At 66.5% G+C, this 21,961-nt stretch carries 14 protein-coding genes; 5 read left to right on the top strand and 9 right to left on the bottom strand.

What is annotated here, in order from left to right:
- Nucleotides 1-79: 79 nt before the first annotated feature.
- Nucleotides 80-1,126: a glycosyltransferase family 4 protein gene (locus QW868_RS10715; RefSeq protein WP_316230531.1), complete on the top strand. Its 1,047-nt coding sequence runs from the start codon at nt 80-82 to the stop codon at nt 1,124-1,126.
- Here the strand turns inward: QW868_RS10715 and QW868_RS10710 are convergent.
- From QW868_RS10710 to waaF, 3 genes are all read right to left on the bottom strand, one after another.
- A complete protein-coding gene (locus QW868_RS10710; RefSeq protein WP_315759124.1) occupies nt 1,108-1,635 on the bottom strand; it encodes an HAD family hydrolase in 528 nt (175 codons plus the stop codon). The two genes, QW868_RS10715 and QW868_RS10710, sit on opposite strands and share 19 nt — an antisense overlap.
- Nucleotides 1,636-2,175, bottom strand: coding sequence for a D-sedoheptulose 7-phosphate isomerase (locus tag QW868_RS10705; protein ID WP_409998114.1), 540 nt, complete (start codon nt 2,173-2,175; stop codon nt 1,636-1,638).
- A gap of 110 nt (nt 2,176-2,285) precedes the next feature.
- Nucleotides 2,286-3,350 carry a lipopolysaccharide heptosyltransferase II gene (waaF, locus tag QW868_RS10700; RefSeq protein ID WP_316230530.1) on the bottom strand — a complete coding sequence of 355 codons (1,065 nt, stop codon included), beginning with the start codon at nt 3,348-3,350 and terminating at the stop codon, nt 2,286-2,288.
- Between the two features lie 147 nt (nt 3,351-3,497).
- Between waaF and rfaD the strand changes: the two genes are divergently transcribed.
- Genes rfaD through QW868_RS10680 form a run of 4 tightly spaced genes read left to right on the top strand, consistent with a single transcriptional unit; the run spans nt 3,498 to nt 9,172 of the window.
- Nucleotides 3,498-4,478 (top strand): ADP-glyceromanno-heptose 6-epimerase, encoded by a 981-nt coding sequence (gene rfaD / locus QW868_RS10695; protein ID WP_315798960.1) that lies wholly within the window; start codon nt 3,498-3,500, stop codon nt 4,476-4,478.
- A gap of 37 nt (nt 4,479-4,515) precedes the next feature.
- The gene (gene rfaE1 / locus QW868_RS10690) at nt 4,516-5,988 is read left to right on the top strand and encodes a D-glycero-beta-D-manno-heptose-7-phosphate kinase (protein ID WP_316230529.1); all 1,473 of its coding nucleotides are present in this window, start codon (nt 4,516-4,518) and stop codon (nt 5,986-5,988) included.
- Complete coding sequence (locus QW868_RS10685) at nt 5,985-7,262, top strand: O-antigen ligase family protein (protein WP_316230528.1); 1,278 nt, start codon at nt 5,985-5,987, stop codon at nt 7,260-7,262. The genes rfaE1 and QW868_RS10685 overlap by 4 nt, the downstream gene beginning before the upstream one ends.
- Entirely contained in the window at nt 7,259-9,172 is a 1,914-nt protein-coding gene (locus QW868_RS10680) for a nucleoside-diphosphate sugar epimerase/dehydratase (RefSeq protein WP_316230527.1), read from the top strand. The genes QW868_RS10685 and QW868_RS10680 overlap by 4 nt, the downstream gene beginning before the upstream one ends.
- A gap of 4 nt (nt 9,173-9,176) precedes the next feature.
- Here the strand turns inward: QW868_RS10680 and QW868_RS10675 are convergent, their stop codons facing one another.
- The 6 genes from QW868_RS10675 to QW868_RS10650 all read right to left on the bottom strand — a co-directional run bounded on the left by QW868_RS10675 (nt 9,177) and on the right by QW868_RS10650 (nt 21,960).
- Nucleotides 9,177-10,178 (bottom strand): glycosyl transferase, encoded by a 1,002-nt coding sequence (locus QW868_RS10675; protein WP_316230526.1) that lies wholly within the window; start codon nt 10,176-10,178, stop codon nt 9,177-9,179.
- Entirely contained in the window at nt 10,175-11,332 is a 1,158-nt protein-coding gene (locus QW868_RS10670; RefSeq protein WP_316230525.1) for a glycosyltransferase family 4 protein, read from the bottom strand. Before QW868_RS10670 ends, QW868_RS10675 begins: the two co-directional genes overlap by 4 nt.
- Nucleotides 11,333-11,483: 151 nt before the next feature.
- Nucleotides 11,484-15,401, bottom strand: coding sequence for a S8 family serine peptidase (locus QW868_RS10665; RefSeq protein ID WP_410051287.1), 3,918 nt, complete (start codon nt 15,399-15,401; stop codon nt 11,484-11,486).
- A 300-nt stretch (nt 15,402-15,701) separates the two neighbouring features.
- Nucleotides 15,702-18,590, bottom strand: a complete 2,889-nt coding sequence (locus QW868_RS10660) for an NF038122 family metalloprotease (protein WP_316230523.1) — start codon at nt 18,588-18,590, stop codon at nt 15,702-15,704.
- A 197-nt stretch (nt 18,591-18,787) separates the two neighbouring features.
- On the bottom strand, nt 18,788-20,896 hold the full coding sequence (locus tag QW868_RS10655; RefSeq protein ID WP_316230522.1) for a TIGR04372 family glycosyltransferase: 2,109 nt from the start codon (nt 20,894-20,896) through the stop codon (nt 18,788-18,790).
- Nucleotides 20,893-21,960 (bottom strand): glycosyltransferase family A protein, encoded by a 1,068-nt coding sequence (locus QW868_RS10650; protein ID WP_316230521.1) that lies wholly within the window; start codon nt 21,958-21,960, stop codon nt 20,893-20,895. Before QW868_RS10650 ends, QW868_RS10655 begins: the two co-directional genes overlap by 4 nt.
- Between the last annotated feature and the right edge of the window lies 1 nt (nt 21,961).

Genomic DNA, 21,961 nt, shown 5'->3' with positions numbered 1-21,961 from the left:
AAGGACCTCTTGCGTGCATAGCGAACTGGCGGCGATGCTTAATGTTGCGTATAGGGAACCGCTGCAATTGGAGTGAGTGGTGCAAGCCGAGCGTGTTTCTGCCGCCGATCTCGACGTGATCGTGCCCAACCTGCACCGGCGCTATTCCGGCGTGACGGCGACCAACCGGATGGTGGCGCCGAAGCTGGCGCAGCGCGTGCGCGCCGCCTGGCTCGGCTCCTACGCGCCGGATGGGATTGCGCGGATCGGTGCGAGCGATCTCTTCAAGCTGTGGGGTCGGCGGCGGCCGCTGATCTGGCACGCGCGCCGCAACAACGAGATGATCGTCGGCGTGATCATGCGCGCGCTCGGCTGGCCGTTCAAGCTGGTGTTCACCTCGGCCGCGCAGCGCCATCACAGCTGGATCACGCGCTGGCTGATCCGCCGCATGGACGCGATCATCGCGACCAGCGACATCTCGGCGTCCTATCTGAAGCGCGACGCGACGGTGGTGACGCATGGCGTCGACACCGAGATCTATACGCCGCCAGCGGATCGCGCCGCGGCCTTCGCCGAGAGCGGACTGCCGGGAAAACATGCCATCGGCTGCTTCGGCCGCGTCCGTGCGCAGAAGGGCAGCGATGTGTTCGTCGCCGCGATGTGCCGGCTGCTGCCGCGTTTTCCGGATTTTTCCGCCGTGCTGGTCGGCGCCGTGACGCCCGAGCAGATGCCGTTCGCGAGCGAGCTGAAGAAGCAGATCGCCGCCGCGGGCCTGGAGCAGCGCATCGTCATCACCGGCGAACTCGACATCGCCGAGGTGCAGCGCTGGTACCAGCGTCTCACGATCTACGCCTTCACCTCGCGCAACGAAGGCTTTGGTCTCACGCTGATCGAGGCGATGGCGGCAGGAGCGGCGCTGGTCGCGGCGCGCGCCGGCGCGGCGGAGATCGTGGTCGAGGACGGCATCACCGGCGTGCTGGTGCCGCCGGGCGACGTCGATGCGCTGGTCGCTGCGCTCGAACCGTTGATGCGCGATCCGGATGCGGCGCAGGCGATGGGCGCGCGGGCGCGGCAGCGCGTGGTGGAGAAATTCAGCCTCGAGGCCGAGGCCGACAAGATCGCCGCCGTTTATCGGCGACTGGTCTGAGCGATGATGTCGGCGACGAACGCATCGAGATCGCCGCCGGCGAACAGGAAGCCGGGCAGGCCGGCCGCCTCGGCGGCGGCGATGTCCGAGGTGCGGTCGCCGATCACGAAGCTGCCCTCGCGCCTGATGGGCCAGTGCTGCATCAGGTCGAGGATCATGCCGGGCGCCGGCTTGCGCCAGGGATGCTCGCGCAGATAGCGCTCGACCGAGCCTTCGGTGTGGTAGGGGCAATAGCGGATGTCGTCGATCACAGCCCCCTGCGCCGCGAGCTCCGCCCGCATCCAGTCGTGCAGACCCATGACGTCGTCTTCGCTGAACAGACCGCGGGCAACCCCGGACTGGTTGGTGAACAGGAAGACGTGATAGCCGGAGTCATTGAGGCGCCGGATCGCGTGGGCCACATTCGGCATCCAACGGATGCGCTCGCGCGAGCCGATGTAGTTGTCGTCGTGATTGATGACGCCGTCGCGGTCGAGAAACGCCGCCGGCTTGAGCTGAGCAGTCGTCATCTAGCCCTCGTCCTGCATCAGCGCCGCTTCGATCACCTCGCAGATGCCGTGCGCCGTCGCGAGGTGGATCTGCTGGATCAGCGGCGTGTCGTCGCTCGGCGCCACCAGCATCTCGTCGCACGATTCGCCCATCGCGAGGCCTTTGGCGCCGGTGAAGCCGACCGTGACCAGCCCGCGCTCGCGCGCCTTGCGCAGCGCATTGAGGATGCTCGGCGAGCGGCCGGAGGTCGAGATCGCCAGCAGCACGTCGCCCGGTGTACCGAGCCCTTCGACCTGACGGGCGAAGACATGATCGAAGCCGTAGTCGTTGCCGATCGCGGTCAGCGCCGAGGTGTCGGTGGTCAGCGCGATGGCGGCGTAGGCCGGCCGCTCCTGCTTGTAGCGGCCGACGATCTCGGCCGCTATGTGCTGGGCGTCCGCCGCGCTTCCACCATTGCCGACGATGAGCAGCTTGTGGCCGCCGCGCAGCGCCGCGATGATCCTCGCCGCGATCCGTCGGGCGCTGGCGAGCATCGCGGCATCGTCGGCGGCGCGCTCCATGGCGGCGCGGGAGCGGGCGAGATGGTTGGCGATTGGGTCGGGGGCGCGGGTCACGTGGCGGCTCGGGTTACGTCAGGGCCGGTGTATGGGGCGCGGTGCCGCTTCGCAAGCTAGTGCACGACCGGTATGGCCGCGTCAGCAAGGATCCGCTGGGCGATGGTGGCAACATCGGTCGCCGGAATGTCGCGCATGCAGCGGTGGTCGTTCATCCGGCAGACCGGGCGGTGGCAGGGCTGGCAGAGGACCTGTGTCCTGGTCTGGACCGTCGCCGCAAGACCGTTCAGCGGCGCCCAATGGTAGGGGCTGGTCGGACCGAAGATACCCATGGTCGGCGTCCCCAGCGCCGCGGCGATGTGCATGAGCCCCGAATCATTGGAGATGGCGACGCCGGCCGCGGCCATGGCCAGGATACCGTTGCGCAAGTCGGTTCCAGTCAGGTCGCGGACGGCCGGTCCGCCGGTGGCGACAATCTCGGCGGCCAGCGCCTTCTCGCCGGGGCCGCCGACCACCCAGACGTCGAGGCCGGCATTGCGCAACAGCCGGGCCGCCTCGCCGTAATAGGGCCAGCGCTTGGCGGCACCCACCGACCCCGGTGCCAGCGCCACGGCCGGGCTGTTTCCCAGGTCATTGGCCTCGCGCCAGCGCGCGACGTCCTCAGGCGGCACCCGCAGCTGCGGGACCGGCCATTCCGGCGGCAGCGGCGCCCCGTCGGGCAGCGCCAGCGCGGCATTCTTGTCGATGAAGCGGGGCAGCGCCTTCTCGCCCCAGCGCCAGCGGTTGAGCAGGCCGAAGCGGACCTCGCCGACGAAGCCCACCCGCTCGGGGATGCCGGCCAGCGCCGGTGCCAGCGCCGATTTCCAGGTTCGCGGCATCACCAGGGCGGTCCGATAGCGACGTTCGCGCAACATCGCGGCGAGCTGCCATTGCCGGCCGAGCGCCAGCCGGCTGCGCGGCAGATCCCAGACGATGCCGGAGCGGACCCCGGGCATGTAATCCACCAGCGGCGCGCACAGCGAGGTCACCAGCAGGTCGACCGGCCGGTTCGGCCAGCGCTCCTTGAGCACCCGCACGACGGTGTGGCCGCGCACGAAATCGCCGATCCACATATAGGGAATGATCAGGATCGGGCTGGTGTCCGCCGCGTCCACCTCGACCTTGGTCGAATTCGAATTCATTCTTTGTCTGCCTGGCTTTGGCGCGCTGGTAGCCGCTCGGCCGCCGCAGGTAAAGTGGCCCGAGCGAGCCGACACCAAAGCGCTTACACTTTGCCGTCGCATGCGCTACGCGAGGGCGGGGTTTTCGGGATCAGGACGGGTTGCTGAATGTTGCTGGTGACCGGCGGCGCCGGGTTTATCGGATCGAATCTGGTTGCGGCGTTGAACGACGCGGGACGCACGGATGTCGTGGTCTGCGACACGCTCGGCAGCGAGGGCAAGTGGCGCAACCTCGCCAAGCGGCAGCTGGCGGACGTCGTGCCGCCATCCGATCTGGGCGAATGGCTAAGGGGCCGTCGGCTCGACGCCGTCCTGCACATGGGAGCCATTTCCGCCACGACGGTCACCGACGGCGACCTCGTGATGGAGCAAAATTTCCGGAGTTCGCTGCGCCTGCTCGACTGGTGCACCGAAAGTTCCACGCCGTTCATCTACGCCTCGTCGGCGGCGACCTATGGCGACGGCGCGCAGGGCTTCGTGGATGATCCGTCGCTCGCGGCGCTGAAGACGCTGCGGCCGATGAATCTCTATGGCTGGAGCAAGCATCTGTTCGATATGGCGGTCGCTGCGCGCGCCGAGCGCGGCGAAAGGCTGCCGCCACAATATGCCGGGCTCAAGTTCTTCAACGTGTTCGGTCCCAACGAATACCACAAGGGATCGATGATGAGCGTGCTGACCCGCCGCTTCGACGACATCAAGGCCGGGCACACCCTGCAACTGTTCAAGTCGCACCGTGAAGGCATCGCCGATGGCGACCAGCGCCGCGACTTCATCTACGTCGACGACGTCGTCCGCGTGATGCTGTGGCTGTTGGCCTCTCCCTCCGTCTCGGGCCTGTTCAACGTCGGCACGGGACAGGCGCGCAGCTTCAAGGACATGATGCTGGCGGCCTATGCCACGCTCGGTGCGACGCCCCGGATCGAGTACATCGACATGCCCGAAGCGATTCGCGGCAGCTACCAGTATTTCACCCAGAGCAAGGTCGACCGGCTGTTGGCCGCCGGCTACAACGGCGGCTTCACGTCGCTCGAGGACGCGGTCGCTGGCTATGTCCGAGACTATCTCGATTCTACCGACCGCTTCCGCTAGACGATCTGGTTCTGACCACTCACCGAGACTGCCGCTGATGTTCGACTTTGACGATCTCTCGCAAGCGATCGCCCGCCAGACGGTGCTGTGCATCGGCGACCTCATGCTGGATGAGTTCGTCTATGGCGAGGTGTCGCGGATTTCCCCCGAAGCGCCGGCGCCTGTCATCGCGGTTCAGCGCAGCGAGATCAACATCGGCGGCGCCGGCAACGTCGCGCGCAACATCGCCGCGCTCGGCGCCCGCTGCATCTTCGTCGGCCTCGTCGGGCAGGATGCGGCCGGCGACCAGCTGGAGGCCGAGCTCGCCAAGGAGGGCGGCATCGAGAGCGTGCTTGTGCGCGATCCCTCGCGGCCGACGACGCGCAAGGTGCGTTTCGTCTCCGAGCATTTCTCCACCCACATGCTGCGCGCCGACTGGGAGCGCGCCTCACCGGCGATCGGCGAGGTCGAGCAGAAGCTGATCGAGGCCATCCTGCCGCTGATTGCGCGGGCCGACATCGTGCTGCTGTCGGACTACGCCAAGGGCGTGCTCACCGCGCGCGTCCTGCGCAACGTGATCGACGCGACCCGCAAGGCCGGCAAGCGCGTGATCGTCGATCCCAAGAGCGCAAATCTCGCGATCTATCGCGGCGCGAGCGTGCTGACGCCGAACCGCAAGGAGTTTTCGGAAGCGACCCGCAGCCGGGCCGAAACCGGGCACGAGATCGCCGCAGCCGCGCAGGATGCGATCTATCTCGCCGACTGCGAGGCAATTCTGGTGACGCAGAGCGAGCGCGGCATGACGCTGGTACCGCGCGAGGGCGATCCGATTCACGTGCCGGCCTATCCCGTGAAGGTGCGCGACGTCTCCGGCGCCGGCGACACGGTTGTTGCCGTGCTTGCCGCGACGCTCGCGGCCGGCGCCGCCTGGGCGGATGCGTTGCGGATGGCGAGCGCCGCTGCGGCGGTGGCCGTCAGCAAGCACGGCACCGCCAGCGTGACATCGGCCGAACTGCGCCGAAAGATCCTGCCGCATGCCTATCGTGCCGCTGAGGAAAAGATCATCGAGAGCGATGACGAACTCGCCGCCCGTGTCGAGGGGTGGCGGGGAGAGGGCCTGCGCGTCGGCTTTACCAATGGCTGCTTCGACATTCTGCATCCCGGCCACGTCAAGGTGCTGACCGCGGCGCGCGCCGCCTGCGACCGTCTCGTGGTCGGGCTGAACAGCGATGCCTCGGTCAGGCGGCTGAAGGGCGAGAGCCGCCCCGTTCAGGACGAGCGCGCGCGCGCCGAGGTCCTGGCCGCGCTCGAGGCGGTTGATGTCGTCGCCATCTTCGCGGAGGACACGCCGCTCCGCTTGATCGAGCTGGTCCGGCCAAGCGTGCTGGTCAAGGGCGGCGACTATACGCGCGAACAGGTGGTAGGGCACGAGGTCGTCGAAGCCGCCGGCGGCGAGGTGATTCTGATCGACATCCTGAAAGGGCACAGCACGACCGCGCTGGTCGATCGCGCCCGGAGCGAGGCGCAATGAGCGCGCTGGCAGGTCATCCCGGCCCAGCGCTGCTGGCGCGCCGCTGGCGCGATCCGGCGGCGTGGCGGACGACGGTCGATGTCGTGGCGATTCTGCTGGCGGCGTCGCTGCCGTGGTCGACGTCGCTGGTGTCGATCCTGGGCGTGGTCATGCTGATCACGATGCTGCCGTTTCTCGACGTCGAGCGTCTGCTGCAGGTCCTGAAGCGGCCGATCTCGCTGGCGCCGATCGCGCTCTTCCTGTTGGCGCTGGTCGGAACGCTGTGGTCGGACGTGGCGTGGGGCGCACGGCTCTACGCGGTGGGACCGGCGGCGAAGCTTCTGGTGCTGCCTGCGCTGCTCTACCATTTCCAGCGGTCGGAGCGCGGGCTGTGGGTCTTCGCCGCGTTTCTCGCCTCCTGCGTGCTGATGGTCGTGGTGTCGACCGCGGTCGCGTTCAATCCTGCGCTCGCGCTCAAGGCCAATGCCGATCGCGGCATCTTCGTGAAGAACTACATCGACCAGGGCCAGGAGTTCTCGCTCTGCGCCGTGGCGCTGGCCTATCCGATCGCCCAGCTGCTGCGCGCCCGCCGCTTCGTGCCGGCCGGCCTGCTCACTGCGATCATGATCGCGTTCCTCGCCAACATGATCTTCATCGTTGTCTCGCGCACCGCGCTGGTGACGATCCCGATCCTGCTTGCGGTGTTCGGGCTGATCCATTTGAAATGGCGCGACAACCTGCTGATCGCGGCCGGTGCCCTTGCGCTGGGTCTCGCTGCATGGACCGTGTCCCCGCAATTGCAGGGCAAGGTGGCGACGTTCACGAGCCAATATCAGGACTACAGGAACGATCGCGCCGTCACGTCGATCGGCGAGCGGCTCGAATTCTGGCGCAAGTCGTTGCGGTTCCTGGCCGACGCGCCGCTGATCGGACACGGCTCGGGCTCGACGCGTCACTTGTTCGAGCTGGCCGCGAGCGGGTCGCGCGACCTCTCCTCGAGCCAGGTCGTCGGCAATCCGCACAATCAGACGCTCTACGTCGCGGTCCAATGGGGAGCGTTCGGGATCGTCATTCTCTACGCGATGTGGGCCGCGCACCTCCTGCTGTTCCGCGGTGACGGGCTGGCGCCCTGGATCGGACTTCTCGTGGTCGTGCAGAACATCTTCACCTCGCTGTTCAATTCCCACATCTTCGATTTCCACGAGGGGTGGATGTATGTCATCGGCGTCGGCGTGGCCGGCGGCATGGTGCTGCGATCGAGGATAAAGCCCGATGCGGAGCCCGTCACAGCATGACGCGCCTCTCGCAACTCACCTCCCGGAACCTGCTGATCGCCGCGCATGACCTCCTGGTCAGCGTCGTCGCGCTGTTCGCGGCGTTCTATATCCGCTTCGAAGGCGCCAGCACCTTCTGGGAGCGGGTGCCGCTGCTCTTGCAGATCCTGCCGTACTTCATCGCCTTCAGCTTCGTCGTCTTCTACTTCTCGAACCTTCTGACGACGAAGTGGCGGTTCATCTCGCTGCCGGACGCGCTGAACATCGTCCGCGTCGCGACCGTGCTGACGCTGGCGCTGCTGGTGCTCGACTACATCATCGTCGCGCCGAACGTCCGCGGCACCTTCTTCTTCGGCAAGCTCACGATCATTCTCTATTGGTTCCTGGAGATCTTTGCGCTGAGCGCGCTGCGTTTCGCCTATCGCTACTTCCGCTATACGCGGGTGCGACGGCACGCGCGGTCCGAGGACGCCGCCCCCGCGCTCCTGATCGGCCGTGCGGCCGACGCCGAGGTCGTGCTGCGCGGCATCGAGAGCGGCGCGGTCAAGCGCATCTGGCCGATCGGCATTCTCTCGCCGTCGACCGCCGACCGGGGGCAGTTGATCCGCGGCGTGCCGGTGTTGGGCGGGATCGATGATGTCGAGGACGTCGCCGCCGACTTTGCCCGTCGCGATCGGCCGATCGCGCGCGCCCTGATGATGCCGACCGCGTTCGATCCGGACTGTCATCCGGAGACCTTCCTGATGCGGGCGCGCCGGTTGCGCCTGATCGTGAGCCGCCTGCCGTCGCTGGAGAGTGGCGATGCGCCAAGGCTCGCGCCGGTCGCGGTCGAGGACCTCTTGCTGCGGCCGAGCGAGAAGATCGATTACGGCCGGCTGGAAGCGCTGGTGCGTGGCAAAACCGTCGTGGTGACCGGCGGCGGCGGCTCGATCGGCGCCGAGATCTGCCAGCGCGTCGTGGCATTCGGCGCGGCGCGGCTGCTCATTCTGGAGAATTCCGAGCCGGCGCTCTATGCGATCACCGAGGCGCTCGCCGCCGATCCCGAGGCGAACGTCGCCGTCGAGGGGCGCATCGCCGACATCCGCGATCGCGACCGGGTGTTCGCGCTGATCGGCGAGTTCAAGCCGGATCTGGTCTTCCACGCGGCGGCGCTGAAACACGTGCCGATCCTCGAGCGCGACTGGAGCGAGGGCGTCAAGACCAACATCTTCGGCTCCATCAACGTGGCCGATGCCGCGGTGGCCTCAGGGGCCGAGGCCATGGTGATGATCTCGACCGACAAGGCGATCGAGCCGGTGTCGATGCTCGGTCTCACCAAGCGCTTCGCCGAAATGTACTGCCAGGCGCTGGATCGCCAGCTCGCCGACCGGCCGGCGGGCCGGCCGCCGATGCGGCTGATCTCGGTGCGATTCGGCAACGTGCTGGCGTCCAACGGCTCGGTGGTGCCGAAGTTCAAGGCGCAGATCGAGGCGGGCGGCCCCGTCACGGTGACGCACCCGGACATGGTGCGCTACTTCATGACGATCCGCGAGGCCTGCGATCTCGTGATCACGGCGGCTTCGCATGCGCTGGCGCCGCAGCGCCCGGATGTCTCGGTCTATGTGTTGAACATGGGCCAGCCCGTCCGCATCGTCGATCTGGCCGAGCGCATGATTCGCCTGTCCGGCCTGCAGCCCGGCTACGACGTCGAGATCGTGTTCACGGGCATCCGGCCCGGCGAGCGCCTGAACGAGATCCTGTTCGCGAGCGAGGAGCCGCCGGTCGAGATCGGCGTCGCCGGCGTCATGGCGGCCACCCCGAACGAGCCTCCGATGCAGACGCTGAAGGCATGGATCGCTGCGCTCGATCAGGCGATCGCGCGCAATGATCCGGTGACGATCAAGTCGGTGCTGAAGGATGCGGTGCCGGAATTCGGCTCGAGCGCGGCCTGAGTCTTCAATGGCGCCGCCGCGAGAAGCGGCTCAGCACCCAGGTGACGGCGCCGAGACCGAAGACGAGCAGGATGGCGTCGGCCGTCATGGAACGCTGCGCGACCGAGATGACTGCGAGCGTCGCAAGCACGACATTGAGGATGAACACCTCGCTGACGACGCGCGAGACGGTGAAGCCGTTATCGGTGGCCTGTTGATAGAAATGCGTGCGGTGCGCCGCCCAGAATGGCTCGCGCCGTGCCATCCGCCGCAACAGGGTGAAAGTGGCGTCGATCAGATAATAGAGCGGCAGCAGGAGCGCCGCCGCGACGTAGCCCTGCCAGGCAAGATGGAGCAGGCCCCAGCCGAGCAGCAGCCCGATCGGCAGGCTGCCGACATCACCGAGAAAGACTTTTGCGACGGGACGGTTGAAGGGCGCAAAGCCGAGCATGGCGCCACCCAGCGCCGCAGCGATGGCGGTCGCCGGCCAGGGCAGTTCACCGGAGAGGCCAAACAGGGCGAGAGTCACCGTGATCGGCACGGCCTCGGCCACGGTCATCAGGTCGAGCCCGTCCATGAAGTTGACGAGGTTGACGAACCAGAGGCCGGCGACCAGCAGCAGCGTGCGCTCGACCGCTAGCGGGACCGGAAACAGCCTGAGATCGTCAGGCGCGGTGAATACGACGAGGCCGACGGCCAATCCCTGCAGGACCAGGCGCGGCAGCACCGGGATCGGCCGGATGTCGTCGACCAGGCCGACCAGCGCCAGCATCGGTGCCGCGATGAACAGCATGAGCAGCGGTGCAAAGCCCGTCACGGATGCAAAGGCGCCGCCGACCACAAGCGTTGCGCCGACGACGGCAATGCCGGCACCCTGGGGCGTCGGGATCTTGTGTGAGGAGCGCGCGTTGGGCCGCGCCAGCGCGTAGCGCTGCAGCACCGGGCGCAGCAGCACGATCAGCACACCGCACATTGCGGCCGCGAGCACGGCAATGGTGACGAGAATTGCGGCTGGATGGACGATCATCCGCGCGCGTCCGGCGCCGAGGTGAGGCGGTCATAGAGCGCGACCACCGAGCGGCCGATGATCCTAGCCGAGAGCTTGTCCTCGACCAGTTGACGGGCCGCCGCGCCATAGCGGGCGCGCAGCTCGGGCGAGGTCGCCAGCTGCGCCATTGCCTGCGCCAGCGCGGGCGCGTCCTCGACCGGCACGGAGAGGCCGGTCTGGCCGTGGATCGCGATCTCGCGGCAGCCGGGTGCATTGGTGGAGATCAGCGGCCGGGCGCAGGCGGCGGCCTCCAGCAGGCTGACCGGAAGTCCTTCGCGATGCGACGGCAGCACGGCGACGTGGCAGCGGCGCCAGAGCTCGGTGATGTCCTTGATCTGGCCGAGCAGGGTGATGCCCGGTTCCTTCCGCCAGGCCTCGACCTCCTCGGCCGAGACCGAGGCAGGATTGGCCGGATCAGGCGAGCCGGCGATCAGCAACTGGACGTCGCGGCCCTGCTGGCGCAGCATGCGGTGCGCAGCGACCAGGGCGCGGACGCCCTTGTCGGTCAGCAGCCTTCCTGCGAAGCCGAAGGTGATCGGTCCGTCCGGCTCCGGCAGCGGCTGGAAGCGATCGGTGTCGACGCCCGAGCCTGGGATCAGCGTGATCTTGTCGCCCCGGACGCCCATGGCTTGAAGCGCGTCGCGATCATCCGGATTCTGCACCAGCACGCAGCTCGGTACCCGGTTCATCAGCCGCGGCAGCAGCCACAGCAGGCCCTGCTTGAGCAGACGCGAGCGCCAGCTCGCCGACGTGAACACATAGCCGAGGCCGGTCATGGCATTGACGACCGGAGTGGTGCGTCCCAGCGCGGCGAGCGATCCGAGCACGCTCGATTGCAATCCGGAATGATGCACCACGTCGGGGCTGATCGCAGCCTCGACGGCGCGGATCGCGCGGATCGTGGGCAGGGCTGATGACGGCGACAGCCCGCCGCGCTGGAATGGGATCGGATGCAGCATGAAGCGCTCGGCGGCGATCGCGGCGGCGCCGGCATTGACGTTGGTCGCGACATGCACCTCGTAGCCGGCCTCGCGCGCTGCGCGCGCCATCGGCAGGCGGTGCATCAGGAAGGCGTAGTCCTCGTTGGCCACGTAGAGCAGGCGGCGCGGCGAAGGGAAGCGGGGCGGGGACATCAAACTCACGATCTCGGGCGGTCGAAGCGCCGTATAGGCCAAGAGCGACCCTCGCGCGAGCCGTTATCTGTCCTGTGACGGGCGGAAAACCACCTGCCGGGCACCCTTCGACCCCGAACGGCGGAGACGACGCCTCGAATGCCGCCGGTCCTCAGACCAGATGGAAGCTCGACAGGTGAGACAGCAGCTCGGCCGTCGACACGTGCTGAATCGTGATGGTGTCCAGTACCGCATCGGTGATGACGGCGTTGCCCGCGGCGTCGTCGTGGATGGCGGCCTGCAATGCGGACGGGTCTGCGAAGATGCTCTGGCTGAACGCGATCTTGTCGGTGCCGACCGCAAAGTCGGAAATGCTCACCTGACCGAAGTGCTCGGCGAACACGAAGGTGTCGTGACCCTGCAGCGACACCGATTGGGATGCCGTGCCGCCTGCTGACGCTGCCACGCCCGAGATCAAAGTGCCGGAGATCAAAGTGCCATCCTGGCCGTCAGTGGCGAAGTGGAAGTTGTCCTGCGACAGCGGGCCGACGAAATGCAGCGACGCGCTGTTCGTTCCATCGCTCAGCGACAGCATTCCGCTCGTCTCGTCGAAATGCATCTGAAGCGACGTGAATGCGATGCTCTTGAGATCGATCTGAGCGGCCGTGCCGCCGAATCCAATGAGATTGCCGCTGAAGGATGGCGCGGCGAGGACCAGATCGACAGCGCCCGACGTCGTGGCCGCCTGTGCGCTCGCCGTCAGCGAGCTGATGGTCGGGATCCCGATCGTGCCGTCGCCATTCAGGTCCTGATGGAAGCTGCTCTCGAGGGCTTCAAGGGACGACGAGCTGCCGGAAACGGCGCCGATGGCATTGCCGGTGTAGTTGCCGCTGCTATCGGTGTTCCAGACCGTGTAGAGGTCGGCACCGTTCATCTTCCAGGCGACCTGATAGCCGCTGCCCGAGGCCTCCGCAGCGATCGCCGCCCAGCCGCTGAGCTGGCCGGCAACGATGACGCTGCCGCCGAACATGACCTGCGTTGCGGTACCTCCCGACACCGGCGCCATCAGGTAGGTCGTGCCCGACAGCGACAGGCTGGTCGACCCTAGCGCTTCGATCACGCTGCCGCCCGGCGTCACGCTCGGGGCGCCGATGGTGCCGTCGCCGTTCAGATCCTGGTGGAAGCTGGGCTCCAGCGCTTCCAGGGATGCGGAGCTTCCCGCAACCGCGCCGATGACGTTGCCGGTATAGTTGCCGCTACTGTCGGTGTTCCAGACGGTGTAGAGATCGGCGCCCGCCATTTTCCAGGCGATCTCATAGCCGCTGCCGGACGTCTCCGCGGCGATCGGCGCCCAGCCGCCGAGCTGACCGACGGTCACGATGCTGCCGCCGAACATGATCTGCGGGCCGGTGCCGCCGCCGACGGGATTGAGGAAATAGCTCGACCCGGCCAGCACCAGGCTTGTCGATCCCGCGGCCTCGATGACCGTGCTCGGAATGCCGATCATGCCGTCGCCGTTCAGGTCCTGGTGAAAGTTCAGCTCCAGCGCCTCGAGCGCGCTGCTGGTCCCATTCACTGCGCCGATGGCATTGCCGGTGTAGTTGCCGCTGCTGTCGACGTTCCAGACCGTGTAGAGGTCGCTGCCCGCCATCTTCCAGGCGATCTGATAGCCGCTGCCGACGGCTTCCGCAGCGATCGGTGTCCAGCCGCCGAGCTGTCCGGGGCTGACGGTGCTGCCGTTGAAACTGATCTGCGGACCTGTCCCACCTGCGACCGGATTGAGGAAATAGCCGTTGCCGGACTGTACGAGGCTGGTGGTCCCCACGGTTTCGATGACCGTGGTGACGACGCCGATCGTGCCGTCGCCGTTCAAATCCTGATTGAACGACGTCTCGAACGTTTCGAAAGCGGACGAGCTTCCGGAGACGGCGCCGATCGCGTTGCCGTTGTAGTTGCCGCTGCTGTCCACGTTCCAGACGGTGTAGAGATCCTGACCCTGGAATTTCCAGGCGACTTCGTAGCCGCCGCCTCCATTGGCTTCGACGCCGATCGGCATCCAGTTGCTGAGCTGGTGAACGACCACGTTGGCGCCGTTGAACCGCAGCGCCACCGAAATGCTGGTCCCGATGGTGTTGAGATCGTAGATCACGCCGTACTGGGCGAGGCTGACCGATCCGAGCGCCTCGACGATGGTGTTGGCGAAATAGGGCGCCGCACCGACGGCAGGATTGATCTGGGCGAGACCCGCGCCGGCCACCGCCTGGTTGCTCATCGGTATGGCGGTCTGCTGCAGGATCTCCGAGACGTCGGCGTAGCTCAGCGTCGAATTGGCCGTCAGGATCAAGGCCGCGATCGCAGCAACGCTGGGGGCGGCTGCAGACGTGCCGTAAAAGGCGGTGAAACCCGAGACCGTCGTTGCGATGTTGTCGATGCCGGAGACCACGACAGGGCTGAGCTGAAGCGGCGTTGCGAGGCGTGTGCCGTCGTTGGCAAACAGGATCTCGGTTCCGGCTCCCGATGACGAAAAGCTTTCCGAGACCGGGGTATAGCCAAAGGCCGGCGTATTGGCGCTATTGACCGCTCCGACGGTGATCACCCCCGGTGTCATCGCGTGACCGAAAACCGTTCCGACATTGGCGCCGGTGATGGACACGGGGACACCGTTGCCAGCCAGGATCTCCTTGATCGTCGATGGCGTGGGGCCCGAAACGTCCGCAATGACGATCTGATAGGTGCCGGACACCGAGAAATGCAGGCCGATCCACGGATTCTGATAACTGTTGGGAACGTGTCCGAGGTATTGTCCATTCTGGTACACGTTGACCGAGAGATGCGACGCGGCTTGACCCCAAGCCTGGTCCCATTGCACGAGCAGGTTGGCGCCCGCGGTCACGGTGATGGTTTGCGCGATGTTGCCGCCGAAGCTCAGCGCATTGCCATCGTAGTACATTCCTCCGATGCTGCCGGAGATCGAGGTCCAGGACGTCTGATAGGCCGAGCTTCCATTGTTGCCGGCTGACGTCACATAGGTCACGCCCATGGCCTGAACGGTCTGAATGGCCTGGGCGACAATGCCGTTCTGGAAGAACGGCTCGTCGGAGTAGCTCACATCATCGACGATGACCTTGCAGCCGGCATTGGCAAGCGCGATGATGCCGTTGGCGAAATCCTGCTCGCTCTGGAACGCCGTATAGAACGCAAGGCTCGCATCGGGCGCGATGTCGTGGATGATCTGCATCATCGCACGGCCTTCGTCACTGCCCCCGGAGGGCATGTCCTTCAAGATCTGGATCTTGGAAGCGGAGGGCAAGGCTCCGCTGGCTTCGTCAGCCGTCGCGCCGCCGAGATTGTCGAAGCTGCTGGAGAGGACACCGATCTTGAGACCGGCTCCCGTCACGCCGGTGGAATTTCCGCCGAGCGCCTGCACGACCTGGGCGCTGGTCGCACCCTGTCCATTCGCGGCCGACGCGATGGCTTCCGTCACCGCGTCCTGAAGCGACGGCGCGGGCTCGCCGCTCGGTCCGGCGTGCGCTGTCGCAACCTTTCCGGGGCCGCTCAGCGACCATGTCTGCAGCGAAGCGCTGGCGCTTGACCACATCTCGACGCTGATCGAGAGGACGACTCCGCTCGAGTTGATGCTCTGCCCGGCATGCGCCGGTTCGATGGAGACGTTGCCGGCAATCGGTGTGGTCGGATCGACGGACGTCTCCTGGGTGACTTGCCAGGTCGAGCCGGCGGCCACCGTCCAAGCCGTTGGCTCTGCCGCCTCCTGCGCCGACGTCTGGGCCCGCGCGCTCACGTCGAAGAACTGTGCGACCACCGTTGCCCCGGCGTCGCCTTGCGCGAGGATGCCGGGCGTCTCGCTCGGAGCATCGGCGGTCGGCGCTGGGGCCGTGAGATCGATCTGCTCGGCCGGGCCGTGCTGCGTCTGCTCGATGGTGGAGGCCGGCTTGGGTTCGTCCGCGACGTCCGCGGCAGGCTGCTGCACATGCAACTCATAACGGCCAGCAGCAGGATCGAAAATGAGGGACTCGGCAGCTTCACGCCAACGGTCAGGGATGTCTTCGGTGCGGCCAGATTCGTAAAGCATGCATGCAACGATGGTGATCCTGTCCTCGAGGCCGACAGGCGAAATGGAATTGAAGCATCGTGCAGTGATGCCCCTCGATCTTGTATAAAATTGTACCGAAGAATGGCGGCTCCGACCATACGCCATTGTTCGATCTGTCCGATCGAATTCAACCATTGATTGTATTCAGGAGGACGGCTATTGCCGCGGGTTCAAGCTAGCCTTCGCAGGGGGGGCCACTCCGGACAGAGGCAGAGATCGGAGAGGGCGTTGCGTCGGATTGCTCCCGTCAGCCCGCCCCGAAGACTGCTGGCGTGCCGATCAGACCAGGTGGAAGCTGGACAAATGGGTCAGCAGGTCCGCCGTCGTGACGTGCTGGACGGTGATCGTGTCCTGCGCGGCATCGGTGATCACGGCGTTGCCGGCCGCATCGTCGTGAATCGACGCCAACAGCGCCGCCTGACTTGCGAACAGGTTGTGGCTGACGACGAGCGTGTCGCTGCCCAGATGGAAGTCGGCGATGCTGACCTGACCGAAATGCTCGGCGAAGACGAAGCTGTCATGTCCTGCCAAGGAGACGGCTTGCGGAAGGGGGCCGCTCGCCGGACCCGCGGTCGCGGCGATCATCGTGCCGCCCTGGCCGTCTTCGGTGAAACGGAAACTGTCCTGCGACAGCGGTCCGAGGAAATGCAGGGAGGTGCTGCTCGCGCCGTCGCTGAGCGACAGCAGCCCGCTGCTGTCATCGAATTGCGCCCGCAGCGAGTTGTAGGAGATGCTGTTGAGGTCGATCTGATCGCCGCTGCTGCCGAACCCGATCAGATAGCCGCCGAAGCTGCCGGGCACCGTCAGGACCACGTCCGGGCCACCGGCCAGCGTCACGGCTTGCGTGCTCGCCGCGACGTGAGCGGGCACACCGATGGTGCCGTCGCCGTTCAGATCCTGATGGAAGCTGGTCTCCAGCGTCTCCAGCGCTGCCGAGCCGCCCGGGACGGCGCCGATTGCATTGCTGACGTAAGCGCCGCCGCTGTCGGTATTCCAGACCGTGTAGAGATCGACGCCCGCCATCTTCCAGGCCACAAGGTAGCCGCCGCCGGAGCTCTCCGCGCCGATCGGGTTCCAGCCGCCGAGCTGACCCGCGGTGACGACGCTGCCGCCGAACACGATCTGTGGCCCGGTGCCGCCACCGACCGGATTGAGGAAGTAGGTCGAACCGGATTGCACCAGGCTCGTCGACCCCAGGGATTCGATCACGGCCGAGGGGATGCCGATCGTGCCATCCCCGTTCAGATCCTGATGGAGGTTCGTCTCCAGCGCTTCCAGCCCGCTGTTGGTGCCATTGACGGCGCCGATGGCGTTGCTCGTATAGGCGCCACTGCTGTCGGTGTTCCAGACCGTGTAGAGGTCCGCGCCGGTCATCTTCCAGGCGATCTGATAGCCGCCGCCGACGGTGTCCGCCGCAATCGGCATCCAGCCGCCGAGCTGACCGACCACGAGAACAGAGCCGCCGAACTTGACCTGCGGACCTGTGCCGCCGCCGACCGGGTTCAGATAGTAGCTGGACCCAGACTGCACGAGGCTGGTCGATCCCAGCGCTTCGATGACGGTGGTCGGAATTCCGATCGTGCCGTCGCCGTTCAGATCCTGGTGGAGGTTGGTTTCCAGCGCTTCCAGGCCGCTGTCGGTCCCGCTGACAGCACCGATCGCATTGCTCGTGTAGACGCCGCTGCTGTCGGTGTTCCAAACGGTATAGAGGTCGGCGCCGGCCATCTTCCAGGCGATCTGATAGCCGCTGCCCACGACGTCGGCGGCGATCGGCGTCCAGCCGCCGAGCTGACCGACCACCAGATTGGCGCCGCCGAACTTCACTTGCGGGCCCGTGCCACCACCGACGGGATTGAGGAAATAGCCGTTGCCGGCCTGGACGAGACTGGTCGATCCGACGGCCTCGATGACGGTCGTCGGAATGCCGATCATGCCGTCGCCGTTCAAGTCCTCATGGAAGGACATCTCGAACGCCTCGAATGCGGCCGTGCCTCCCGAGACGCCGCCGATGGCGTTGCCGGTGTAGTTGCCGCTGCTGTCGACATTCCACACCGTGTAGAGATCCGCACCCGACATCTTCCAGGCGACCTGATAGCCGCTGCCGCTGGTCTCGCCCGCGATCGGGGTCCAGCCGCCCAATTGTCCGGGCTGGACGACGCTGCCGCCGAACTTGATCTGCGGTCCGGTGCCGCCGCCGACCGGATTGAGGAAGTAGCTCAGTCCGAGCTGGACCAGGCTGGTCGATCCCAGCGCCTCGATCGTCACCGGCGTTGCGGAAACGAGATGGAAGCCGAGCGCGTCCATCTGCTTGAGATCCACGGCCGTCAACGTCTGCAGCGTGCTGTAGGTGTAGAATTCGTTGAACGGATCGTTGCCGCCCTGCACGCCGCTGTTCAGGAAGTCGCTGGGGTCCGAGGACTGGCCGTAATCCGCGAGCTTCGTATAGCCGCCATCGAGGGAGAAATAGGCGGTCCCCGCCGTCGCGCCGCCGGTCATCAGCCGGACGCCCGGGCTGGAGAAGCGGAACAGATCGAACACGTCCGGCTGCGGCCCGTAGGGCACGCGGCCGAACGCGTGCGTCAATTCGTGCAGCGCCACGCCGACCAGCAGGTTTGAGTTGATGTCGGTCGCGAAGGTCGCGCTGCCGTCGTCGGTGGTCGCATCGTTGGCACCGAGGCCGCCCCACAGCTTCAGCTGCGAATTCCACACCGCGACGTAGGACTGTCCCTGGATGCTGGATCCCGCCGGCAAGGCATTGAAGGTGGTATCGCCTGGGCTGGCATAGTTGATCAGGTTGGACCTGACGGAGGAGTAGCTCATCCACTGACCGCCGTCAGGACCGGCCGCCGCGCCGCCGCCGACGCCGCTATAGTCGATCTTGATATTGACGGTGATGCGATCCGAGATCATCGAGGTGAGGATCGCGGCGGCCTGCTGAATGCCGGCGCGAAAGCTCGCAGGCGCATTCATCGCCGCCGTGTCGAACAGCAGGTTGATCGTCAGTCCGCCGGCGCTCACCGCGGTGACGGCGCCGATACCCGCGAAATCGCCTTGCGCGAGCAGGGATTCGACGGCTTCTTCGGGAAGCTCGACGGGGTTGGACGGAGGAGGGCCGACCCCCTCGTCGATCGGGTCGGTGTTAGGGGAGCCCTGTAACAACGCTGGCATTGCCTCAGTCCCTGCCGTTCGGATCGACGGAGCACGGATCGCAAATGCCGAGTCTCGCTCGAGGCGATTCGCGACCGTGCCGACGTTACCTATCAGGCCGATCGTCTTGCCCGAAGGTTAATGGGCGTTGCGAGAGTGCGGAAAACGACGGGTGGCGACTGATGTGGGCGTCGATCGAACGGGCTTCGGTCGCGCGTTCATCCCAGCAATTCCGGGAGCCGATCGAGAAAATCCGGCACTGGTAATGCAGCACCAAAGTTATAGGGATTGCCGCTGAGTGCGGCGCGATAGCGATCGAGCAGGGGCCCTCCTGCGCGCAACGACCGGCCTGGTTCGTCCAGGCAGTCGAGCTTGTAGCGAACCGCTGCGGCGATGTCCTGCGCGGTATTCGGATGGATATCGAGACCGTGACGCGCCAGCACGGCTGTGTCGATCAGCAGCGCCTGCAAGGGCTGACGATAGGTCTCACGTAGCGACAGATAGCGCCGCGTACGGCGGTCGTAGACCGGGCGCACGGTGAAGTCGGTGTGCTCATGCCAGAACTGGCAGTCGTTGGAGATGCAGTTGACCAGCAGCATCGGCGTTCCCAGTGCCTGCACGGCCGTGGTCAGGCCCGATGTCGTGCCGACGAACAGACGAGCGGCGGCGCAGAGATAGAGGTCCATCTCCGCCGATTTGATGTCGCTGTGCGCGTAGTCGAACACGCCGGCCATGCCGCGCAGCGGCGTCATGCTGCGATCGCCGAGCCTGACCACGGCGCCGCCGCGTGCGGTGATCGCGGCGATGGCGTCGAGGTAGTCGCCGACATTGGCGGAGCGATGCTGCCGCGTGGTGCCGGGCCCGTCGCCGTGATAGCCGCCCTCGCGGATGTGCATCGCGACGAACCAGTCGGCGGTGACACCCGCGGCGCGCAGCCTGGCAGCCCCGGTTTCCATCAGCTCCGATGGGACCTTCACGATCGGTCGGCGCTGCTGTTCGGCCCAGGCGACCTGCGCACGCGACGCCGCGTGGGCCCATGGCTCGGCCAGGCCGTCCTTGCCCCGGACGGCGATGAACTGGTCGCCGACCAAACGCTGATAGGGCAGCAGATCGTCGACGAGAGCGGGGTCTTCGACGATCGTGACATGCGGCGCGAACAGCTTGAGGAAAGGCTGGTTGACGACCTTGCTTGGCGGGGCAAGCAGCACGTAGTTGGCGCGCGGCAGCATGCCGAGCGCGGCCATGCGCAAATGGCAGTCGATGAAACCGATGTGGCCGATCAGCGTCACCCATTCGTAGCCGAGCAGTCGGACCGGAAGCGCGGGATCGAAGATGTTGCTGGTGGAGGCGATGCGCTGGATCAGCGCGTCGGGAATCGACCATTTGCGCGCCAAGGCGTCCTGATGGTCGAGCGCGGCCTGATAGCAGCGGAACGTGTCCTCGTAACGGCCCTGGTGATAGAAGTTCTCGCCGAGCTGGATCAGATTGTCGTAGATCAGGAGCTCGCCGGCATGCTCCAGCTCCCAGGCGCTCGGCGTGTAGGTCGATGGATCATAGCCGCCGGCATAGTTCTGGTGCGCCATCACCGAGCGGGGATCGCGTGCGACTGACGCCTTGAAGCACGCGGCGGCCTGGACGTGGTCGCCCGCCAGGGCATGGACGGCACCGAGCTTGCGCAACGCGTTGCCGTCGCCCGAAGCCGCAGCCGCTGTCAGGAAATGCGCCGCGACCGGAAGATTGCCGCGATACATGTGAGCGACGCCGACCGCGAAATTGATCGCGAAGCTGTCGATCGTCTCGGGCCGTGGCACCTCACGCACGATCCGGTCATAGGCGCTGCACAGCGCCAGGGTGGTGAAATAGGCCTGCGCGCCCACACCGGCCCGCGCGCGCACGTTGCTGCGGAAGATCAGGTTCAAGATCCGCACTGCACGCAGCGCGCTCGGCTTGCGGCTCGCGGCGAGATGAACCTGCGCGGCCGCGGCCAGCGTGGTCGAGGTCGTCAGCGCCAGCAAACGGCCGAGGCGCGATCCCCTTGCCAGTTGCCGATCCATCAGCCGGAGCAGCGTCGCCCCGGCCGGCGCAACGACCAGCCTGCTGTCGACGATGTCGGCGGTGCGGGTGGTCAGCGGCAGCAATTGCCGGCGCCGCGCGCTCAGGAACGCATAGAGACGGAACGCCGATGCCGTCAGCCACGTCCGCGGCGACCAGCGGCTTCGTGGCGCCTGCAAGGGCGGTGCGGCGGGCACGCTGGGAGTCGGAGGGGACGTCAGCTGCCGCTTGCCAAAGCGATGACGCAGAGAACCGAAGGGGGCGCGCTTCGTCATGGCGCGCGGTACGCTGGCGTTGCGGAGATGATCTGACGTCGCGCCCCGTGCTGGGCGAGCAGGCGCGTCAACGACATCGGCCGCGTCCGCAGCGTGATCCAGGCCAGCGCAGCCAAATGGCCCAAGCGTCCTAAGCTCAACATCAATCCAAGCACGTACGTGTCGAATGCATTGCCGTCGATCAATGCGGATACGCGCGCGGCCTTGGCCGCCGGGGGCGTATCGCCGTCCAGCACCATCCGTGCCGCGCCGAAGCGATTGCGCCGCGCGAAGACCTCCTCATACCCTTCCGGGAACAGCTTGCTCTGAGCAATCAGTGCGCCGATGTCGGCCAGCCTGGCGTTGAGCACCGCCGGATCGGTTGCCGTCGCCGTCGAATAGTTCTGGCCGTGGATGCGCCAGTAGCCGAGCGCCTCGGCGACGAAGTAGCAGCCATAGGTCAAGGCCAGCCGCCGGGCGAGAAAGGCATCGGAGAACGAGCCGAGCTTGACGTCGAACCCGCCGAGCGCCTGCAAGGCCGTGCGGCGATAGAGCGAGGTCGTGCCGGAGAAGTAGTTGTCGCCCTGCCGCAGGATTCGGCGGACGTCCGCGGGCGCCAGCATCGCCGATGACGACGCGGGCAGCATCATCGGCCGCAGCATCCGTCTTGCGGACGGCCCCTGAGGGCCGATGATCTCGCAGCAGGCGAAGACCAGGCCGGCTTCGGGATGGTTGGCCGCCTGCGCCATCGCCTTTTCGAGATAGGCCGGATGCAGCGCATCGTCGGCGCCGAGAAATCCGATCCATTCGGTGTCCGCGATCGCCAGCGCCTCGTTCTGGCCGCGCACGACGCCCTGGTTGGCGTCGTGGCGGATCAGCCGCCAGCTCGGCCGGTCCGCTACGAAGCGTGAAATGACCACGATGCTGTCATCCGTCGAGCAGTCGTCGATGATGATGACGCGGTCTGGGGCTCGGGTTTGGTTCGCGATGCTGCCGAGCGACTCGGGCAGGTAGTGGGCGTGGTTGAAGTTCGGGACGACCAGCGTGACGGTCGGGGAGGCGGCGCGGGCGGTCGTCGTGGTCATG

The sequence above is a fragment of the Bradyrhizobium sp. SZCCHNR1051 genome (genome assembly GCF_032489615.1).
Classification (GTDB): Bacteria; Pseudomonadota; Alphaproteobacteria; order Rhizobiales; family Xanthobacteraceae; genus Bradyrhizobium.
This window is presented reverse-complemented; position numbering and strand designations above follow the sequence as displayed.

What these genes read in the sequence shown, in the direction of transcription:
- waaF (WP_316230530.1), bottom strand. Translation starts at nt 3,350, where the DNA reads ATGAATTCGAATTCGACCAAGGTCGAGGTGGACGCGGCGGACACCAGC.
- QW868_RS10675 (WP_316230526.1), bottom strand. Translation starts at nt 10,178, where the DNA reads ATGATCGTCCATCCAGCCGCAATTCTCGTCACCATTGCCGTGCTCGCG.
- QW868_RS10650 (WP_316230521.1), bottom strand. Translation starts at nt 21,960, where the DNA reads ATGACCACGACGACCGCCCGCGCCGCCTCCCCGACCGTCACGCTGGTC.
- QW868_RS10655 (WP_316230522.1), bottom strand. Translation starts at nt 20,896, where the DNA reads ATGACGAAGCGCGCCCCCTTCGGTTCTCTGCGTCATCGCTTTGGCAAG.
- QW868_RS10705 (WP_409998114.1), bottom strand. Translation starts at nt 2,175, where the DNA reads ATGGAGCGCGCCGCCGACGATGCCGCGATGCTCGCCAGCGCCCGACGG.
- QW868_RS10680 (WP_316230527.1), top strand. Translation starts at nt 7,259, where the DNA reads ATGACGCGCCTCTCGCAACTCACCTCCCGGAACCTGCTGATCGCCGCG.
- QW868_RS10670 (WP_316230525.1), bottom strand. Translation starts at nt 11,332, where the DNA reads ATGTCCCCGCCCCGCTTCCCTTCGCCGCGCCGCCTGCTCTACGTGGCC.
- QW868_RS10660 (WP_316230523.1), bottom strand. Translation starts at nt 18,590, where the DNA reads ATGCCAGCGTTGTTACAGGGCTCCCCTAACACCGACCCGATCGACGAG.
- QW868_RS10685 (WP_316230528.1), top strand. Translation starts at nt 5,985, where the DNA reads ATGAGCGCGCTGGCAGGTCATCCCGGCCCAGCGCTGCTGGCGCGCCGC.
- rfaE1 (WP_316230529.1), top strand. Translation starts at nt 4,516, where the DNA reads ATGTTCGACTTTGACGATCTCTCGCAAGCGATCGCCCGCCAGACGGTG.
- rfaD (WP_315798960.1), top strand. Translation starts at nt 3,498, where the DNA reads ATGTTGCTGGTGACCGGCGGCGCCGGGTTTATCGGATCGAATCTGGTT.
- QW868_RS10665 (WP_410051287.1), bottom strand. Translation starts at nt 15,401, where the DNA reads ATGCTTTACGAATCTGGCCGCACCGAAGACATCCCTGACCGTTGGCGT.
- QW868_RS10710 (WP_315759124.1), bottom strand. Translation starts at nt 1,635, where the DNA reads ATGACGACTGCTCAGCTCAAGCCGGCGGCGTTTCTCGACCGCGACGGC.